This is a genomic window from Hyphomonas sp. UBA3601, from assembly GCF_002375605.1.
GTDB lineage: Bacteria > Pseudomonadota > Alphaproteobacteria > Caulobacterales > Hyphomonadaceae > Hyphomonas.
This window is the reverse complement of the sequence record NZ_DFME01000073.1, coordinates 1-6,122: the sequence shown is the minus strand read 5'-3', so window position 1 is coordinate 6,122 and position 6,122 is coordinate 1. Positions and strand designations below refer to the sequence as shown.

Sequence of the window (6,122 nt, the reverse complement as noted above, 5' to 3'; positions counted from 1 at the left end):
CTGAAGGATCAGCCGATCCTGAAAGTCGCCATGGAGCTGGAACGGATTGCTCTGGAAGACGAGTATTTCGCCGAGAAGAAACTCTACCCGAATGTCGACTTCTATTCCGGCATCATTCTCGACGCGATCGGATTCCCGAAGCAGATGTTCACCGTCCTGTTCTCGCTGGCCCGTACGGTTGGCTGGATTGCCCAGCTCAACGAGATGCTGGTCGACCCGACCCAGCGCATTGGCCGCCCGCGCCAGATCTATACCGGCGCTGCCCAGCGCGATTATGTACCAATGGATCAGCGTTAATCCGCCATCCACGATTCAGAAAGCCCCGGCAGCGTCCGGGGCTTTTTTGGTTTCGGGACAGGTAATACCGCAAATGCCTGTTCCCTTTTCACCCGACTCCCTGCTAAAGGCCTGCGCATGAAAACCGCTGTGATTGTCTTCCCCGGATCGAACTGCGACCGCGACGCGCATGACGCCCTTGCCAAGGTAACCGGTCAGGCGCCGGCCATGGTCTGGCACAAGGATGGCACGATCCCCGAGGGCACTGACCTCGTCATGGTTCCCGGCGGCTTCTCCTACGGCGATTACCTGCGCTGCGGCGCGATGGCAGGCAATTCACCCGTGATCTCGCAATTGCACGATCATGCCGCGCGCGGCGGCTATGTGCTCGGCGTCTGCAACGGCTTCCAGATCCTTTGCGAAACGGGTCTCCTGCCCGGCGCGCTTATGCGCAATGCCTCGCTCCACTTTGTCTGTCGCCCTCAGGCCCTGAAGATCGAGTCGACGAACACGGCCTATACAAGCGCCTATTCCGGCGCATCGGACGTAGTGATCCCCGTCGCCCATCATGACGGCAATTATTTTGCTGACGACACCACGCTCAATACGCTGGAAGGCGAAGGCCGCGTGGCCTTCCGCTATGCCAGCGGCCAGAACCCGAACGGCTCTGCGCGGGACATCGCCGGCATTCTCAGCGAAAATGGCCGCATCCTCGGCATGATGCCGCATCCAGAGCGCGCCATTGGCGGGCATGAGGGCGGCACCGACGGTCTTGGCGTGTTCGAGAGCCTGCTCAGCGCGGCCTGACCCTGGGCCTCCCTGACGGCCCGCCCCCACCCAAGATTATTCTTGACGCGATAAGCGCATGAATATATCGATAATCAATAATTTTGGGGCTGCGGGGAACACCATGACATATCTTGAAGAAAGCCAGGCTGCTGGCCGCGAAATCTTTCCTGACCTTGCACGCGCATGGGCACTGTTCGGCATCGCGCTGGTCAATGTCGGCGTCCTATCCTGGCCCATGATGAGCAGCTATCATGCCGATGGTGCAACAGTGAGCGGCATCGATGACGCGGCCTGGTTCGGCGTCAACGCCCTGTTCCTGATGAAGTCCTACTCACTGTTCTCCTTCATGTTCGGGGTCGGCTTCGCCTATCAGATGCAGTCCGCTGAACGGCGCGGGGTCGGGTTCGCAGGGCGGTACTGGCGTCGCATCGTGGGCCTGCTGGCCTTTGGTGCGTTGAACATTGCCTGCTTCTTCATCGGCGACATTCTCGTGATCTATGCGGTGCTCGGCTCAATCCTGTTCCTGTTCCGCAATGCGTCCCAGAAGACGCTGATCGTCTGGGGCTGCATCATCTACGCGATCCAGATCCTGCTCGTCTCAGCGATCGCGCTCATGATGTATCTAGGGGTCACCTTTGCACCAGAGGAAATGGTGGCGGTGACGGAAGAGTTCGCCGTGGCAGACGCCAAGGCGCTCGAAATCTTCGGGTCGGCCGGTTTTGCCGAAACAGCGGCCTATCGCGTGTCTGAATATCTTTCAGGCTTCCCTTTCATGATATTGTTCCAGGGATTTGGTGCGTTCGCCTTCTTCCTGTTTGGCCTTGCGGCCGTACGCAGCAGCATCATCGCCCGTGCCTCGGCCCCTATCTGGAAACCTGCGCGCCGTTTCGCACTGCCTGTCGGTTTGCTGCTCAGCAGCGCAGGCGGCTGGTTGCTGGTCGACAGCCACGGCATGACCGATCCGAGAATGCTGCTCGGCCTCGTCCTGGTCACGATCGGGAGTCCGTTCTCCACTTTTGGATATCTCGGCGTGATCGCGAAATGGGCCGAAGGTACACCGGGGCCCGTCACGGTTTTCTTCGCACGGGGCGGCACGTCCTCGCTCACCGCCTACCTGATGCAGGGCCTGATCTTCTCGTTGCTGTTCACCGCGTATGGCTTTGGTTACTTCGCGAGCCTGACCGCGGCACAGACCATTGGCGTTGCCTTCCTCACCGCACTCTTCAGCGTCGCCTTTGTCAGCCTCTGGCGGGTGAAGTTCCAGCGCGGCCCCATGGAGGCCATCCTGCGCAACTGGACCTATCTCGGCGCACGTTAGCCGCGTTCGACCGGTTGCCCTTCGCGTCCGATCCGGTTCTATGGGACTGACCCAACAGGAGGCTTCCATGACCGCCCACAAAGATCTCATCGCGCGCTTGCCCAAGGCTGAGCTGCACCTGCACATCGAAGGCAGTTTCGAACCGGAGATGATGATGGCGCTGGCCGAGCGCAATCAGATCGAGATTCCGTTCAAGACGCTGGAAGAGGCCAAGGCGGCCTATGATTTCAACAATCTTCAGGAATTCCTGGACCTTTATTATCAGGGCATGAATGTGCTGCGCACCGAGCAGGACTTCCATGACATGACTTTCGCGTATCTGAAGCGCGCCAAGGAAGACAATGTCGTCCATGTCGAGATGTTCTTCGATCCGCAGGCGCATACAGAGCGCGGCGTGGCGTTTGGAACTGTCGCTGATGGTATAATCTCGGCGCTGAAGCGCGGCGAGGAAGAGCTGGGCATCACATCCGAACTCATCATGAGCTTCCTGCGCCATCTGAGCGAAGAGGACGGGTTTGCCTTGCTCGAAGAATCCGCACCCTGGCACGACCATTTTGTCGGCGTGGGCCTCGACAGTTCCGAGGTCGGGCATCCACCGTCGAAATTCCAGAAACTGTTTGCGCGCTGTCGCGAGCTTGGCTTCAAACTCTGCCTGCATGCCGGCGAGGAAGGCCCTCCGGAATATGTGCGAGAGGCCCTTCTGGACATCGGTGCGGACCGGATCGATCATGGTAACCGCGCGATGGAAGATCCCGCTCTGATCGCCGTATTGCGCGACACCCAGACGCCGCTCACCAATTGCCCCCTGTCAAACCTGTCGCTCTGCGTGCTCGACGACCTGCGCAAGAGCCCGGTGAAACGTCAGCTGGAAGAAGGCTTGCTGGTGTGCGTGAACTCTGACGATCCGGCCTATTTCGGCGGCTATATCGGCCAGAATTACGAGGCCATCACCGAAGCGCTGGACCTGTCGGCCGATCAGATCGTCCAGCTGGCCCGCAATAGCTTCGCCGGCTCGTTCCTAAGCGACGCCGACAAAAGCCGCCACCTGTCAGAAATCGACCGGGTGCGGGGCAGCTGACCCACGTTCGATCCGTCCATTCCAAAATCTAAGGAAATCCGCAATGCTCAAGAAATTCATTTTCGGTTCGGCCGCGCTTGCGATTTCCGCTTGCGGAAACGACGCCGGCTCAGTGACTGACGCCCCAGCGGACCCACCTATTGAGCCGCCTGCCTTCGCGGTGAATGACTATTCTGATACGGCGAACTGGCTTTGTCATCCGGACAAGAGTGACGATGCCTGCTCCATCGACCTGGCAGCCACCGAAATATTGGCGGACGGCACCACGACCCGATTGCCCCACACCCCGGCAGCTGAGCCCGCTTTCGACTGCTTCTACATCTACCCAACAGTCTCTTTCGACGTCACGCCAAACAGCGACATGATTGCGGGGCCCGAAGAGTTGAACGTTGTAGCCAATCAGTTTGCCCGATACGGCGAAACATGCCGCCTCTTTGCACCAATCTACCGACAGACCACATTGCTGGAACTGCAAAAGCAGATGACCGCCGGTCAGACAGCTGCAGATGACGCGATGCGCTACGCCGATGTGATCGGCAGCTGGAACACCTATCTTGCCAACGAGAACAATGGCCGCGGCGTTGTCCTGATCGGTCACTCGCAAGGTGCCAGCATGATCTACCAGATGCTGGAAAAGGATATTGTCGGCTCTCCCGCTCAGGAGAAGCTCATCGCAGTCCACGCAATCGGCTATGAAACTGTGATTGATCCCGGCACCGGGCGCGCATCCGGTCTGCCGGTCTGCTCCTCTCCGTCCGAAACCGGATGCATCGTGAGTTTCGCCAGTTTCCGCGAATCCTCGCCACCGCCCGAAGATTCCTTTTTCGGCAAGGCCCAGGACGGCAAACGCGCGGTCTGTACGAATCCGGCGGCGCTCGGCGGTGGCCAGGGTGATTTGAAAGCCTACATGCCCCGCCAAAGCCTTGGAAGACTTGCTCCAAATGACTACGGCGTCGCGGTCGACACACCTTTTGTTTCGCTACCCGGCCTGCTCTCAGCCCAATGCCTGGCCAACGACACCCATGACTGGCTGGCTGTCACGATTCACGCTGATCCAGCGGATCCGCGCGCCGATGACATTCCAGGCGATCTTGTTTTCAACGGCAAAGTGGTCCCCGATTGGGGCCTGCATCTTGTCGACATGAATCTCGCAATGGGCAACCTCGTGGACCTTGCCAGAACGCAAGGGCAGGCCTGGTTGGACGCCCAAAACGCAGAGTGAGCACAATGAGGCTGGCGACTCGTGGCAATTGCCGCTAAAGCGCCGGTCATGACTGACAAAACTGCGATCCTCGCCCACCTCACCGCCGAGCAGGATGACACTGCCGGCCTGGAACATGGCATCAAGGCCGACGAATGGGAGCGCCTCGTCACGCGGCTCGGGCGCAAGCCGAACCTCGTCGAACTCGGCATCTATTCGGTAATGTGGTCAGAGCATTGCTCGTACAAATCCTCGCGCCGTCATCTGTCCAAATTCCCGACCAAGAATGACCGCGTCATCCAGGGCCCCGGCGAGAATGCCGGCGTCATCGACATTGGTGACGGCCAAGCTGCCATCTTCAAGATGGAGAGCCACAACCACCCGTCCTATATCGAGCCTTATCAGGGCGCGGCGACGGGCGTGGGCGGCATCCTGCGCGATGTCTTCACCATGGGCGCGCGCCCGATCGCGCTGGTCAATGCATTGCGCTTCGGCTCCCCGGACCATCCCAAGACCCGCAGCCTCGTGGCGGGCGTGGTCGCGGGCATCGGCGGATACGGAAACTGTGTGGGCGTGCCGACCGTGGCCGGGGAAACCCAGTTCGACGAAGGCTATAATGGCAACATCCTCGTCAATGCGATGGCCGTCGGCCTCGCCGATCAGGACAAGATTTTCTATGCCCGCGGCGCGACGCCCGGAAATCCGATCTTCTATGTCGGATCGAAGACCGGGCGCGACGGCATCCATGGCGCGACCATGGCGTCTGCCGAATTCTCCGAGGGCGACGAGGAGAAGCGCCCTACCGTGCAGGTTGGCGACCCGTTCACCGAGAAGCTGCTGATCGAGGCCTGCCTCGAACTGATGGCGACAGACGCCATTCAGGCAATCCAGGACATGGGCGCTGCTGGCCTGACCTCCTCCTCGGTCGAGATGGCCGCCAGCGGCGGCGAGAATGGCGAAGGCATCGGCGTGGTCATGGACCTCGACAAGGTGCCCCAGCGCGAAGAAGGCATGACAGCATATGAGATCATGCTGTCCGAGAGCCAGGAGCGCATGCTCATGGTGCTCTATCCCGACAAGATCGATGTCGCGAAAGCGGTGTTCGACAAGTATGACCTGTCGGCTGAAGTCATCGGTCACACGACCGATACCGGCCATCTTGTGCTGACGCAGTTTGGCGAGACGGTTTGCGACATCCCCGTCGCTCCACTGGCTGAAGATGCGCCGAATTATGACCGCCCCTGGACAGAGCCGCCGAAGCGCGCGCCTTTGGACATTTCAAAATATCCCGAGCCTGAAGATTATGGCGAAGTGCTGCTCAAACTGATGTCGTCGCCTGACATGGCGTCAAAGCGCTGGATCTGGGAACAGTATGACCGCCACGTGATGGGCGACACGGTCGACTCGTCGCAAAGCATGGGTGACGCCGCCATTGTGCGCATCCACGGCACGAACAAGGC

6 protein-coding genes are annotated in these 6,122 nt (G+C 59.9%); all 6 read left to right on the top strand.

The window, feature by feature from the left end; translation table 11 throughout:
• On the top strand, positions 1-297 hold a 297-nt coding region (locus B4F73_RS07505), incomplete at its 5' end, for a citrate/2-methylcitrate synthase (RefSeq protein WP_290481596.1).
• Between the two features lie 117 nt (positions 298-414).
• Positions 415-1,083 (top strand): phosphoribosylformylglycinamidine synthase subunit PurQ, encoded by a 669-nt coding sequence (purQ, locus tag B4F73_RS07500; RefSeq protein WP_206990613.1) that lies wholly within the window; start codon positions 415-417, stop codon positions 1,081-1,083.
• Positions 1,084-1,186: 103 nt separating this feature from the next.
• The gene (locus B4F73_RS07495; protein WP_290482900.1) at positions 1,187-2,383 is read left to right on the top strand and encodes a DUF418 domain-containing protein; all 1,197 of its coding nucleotides are present in this window, start codon (positions 1,187-1,189) and stop codon (positions 2,381-2,383) included.
• 67 nt (positions 2,384-2,450) lie between these two features.
• The gene (locus B4F73_RS07490) at positions 2,451-3,461 is read left to right on the top strand and encodes an adenosine deaminase (RefSeq protein WP_206990615.1); all 1,011 of its coding nucleotides are present in this window, start codon (positions 2,451-2,453) and stop codon (positions 3,459-3,461) included.
• A 43-nt stretch (positions 3,462-3,504) separates the two neighbouring features.
• On the top strand, positions 3,505-4,683 hold the full coding sequence (locus B4F73_RS07485) for a DUF3089 domain-containing protein (protein ID WP_290482899.1): 1,179 nt from the start codon (positions 3,505-3,507) through the stop codon (positions 4,681-4,683).
• Between the two features lie 48 nt (positions 4,684-4,731).
• Positions 4,732-6,122: phosphoribosylformylglycinamidine synthase subunit PurL (gene purL, locus B4F73_RS07480; protein ID WP_290482898.1), on the top strand; the 1,391-nt coding region annotated here is incomplete at its 3' end.

What these genes read in the sequence shown, in the direction of transcription:
- purQ (WP_206990613.1), top strand. Translation starts at nt 415, where the DNA reads ATGAAAACCGCTGTGATTGTCTTCCCCGGATCGAACTGCGACCGCGAC.
- B4F73_RS07485 (WP_290482899.1), top strand. Translation starts at nt 3,505, where the DNA reads ATGCTCAAGAAATTCATTTTCGGTTCGGCCGCGCTTGCGATTTCCGCT.
- B4F73_RS07495 (WP_290482900.1), top strand. Translation starts at nt 1,187, where the DNA reads ATGACATATCTTGAAGAAAGCCAGGCTGCTGGCCGCGAAATCTTTCCT.
- B4F73_RS07490 (WP_206990615.1), top strand. Translation starts at nt 2,451, where the DNA reads ATGACCGCCCACAAAGATCTCATCGCGCGCTTGCCCAAGGCTGAGCTG.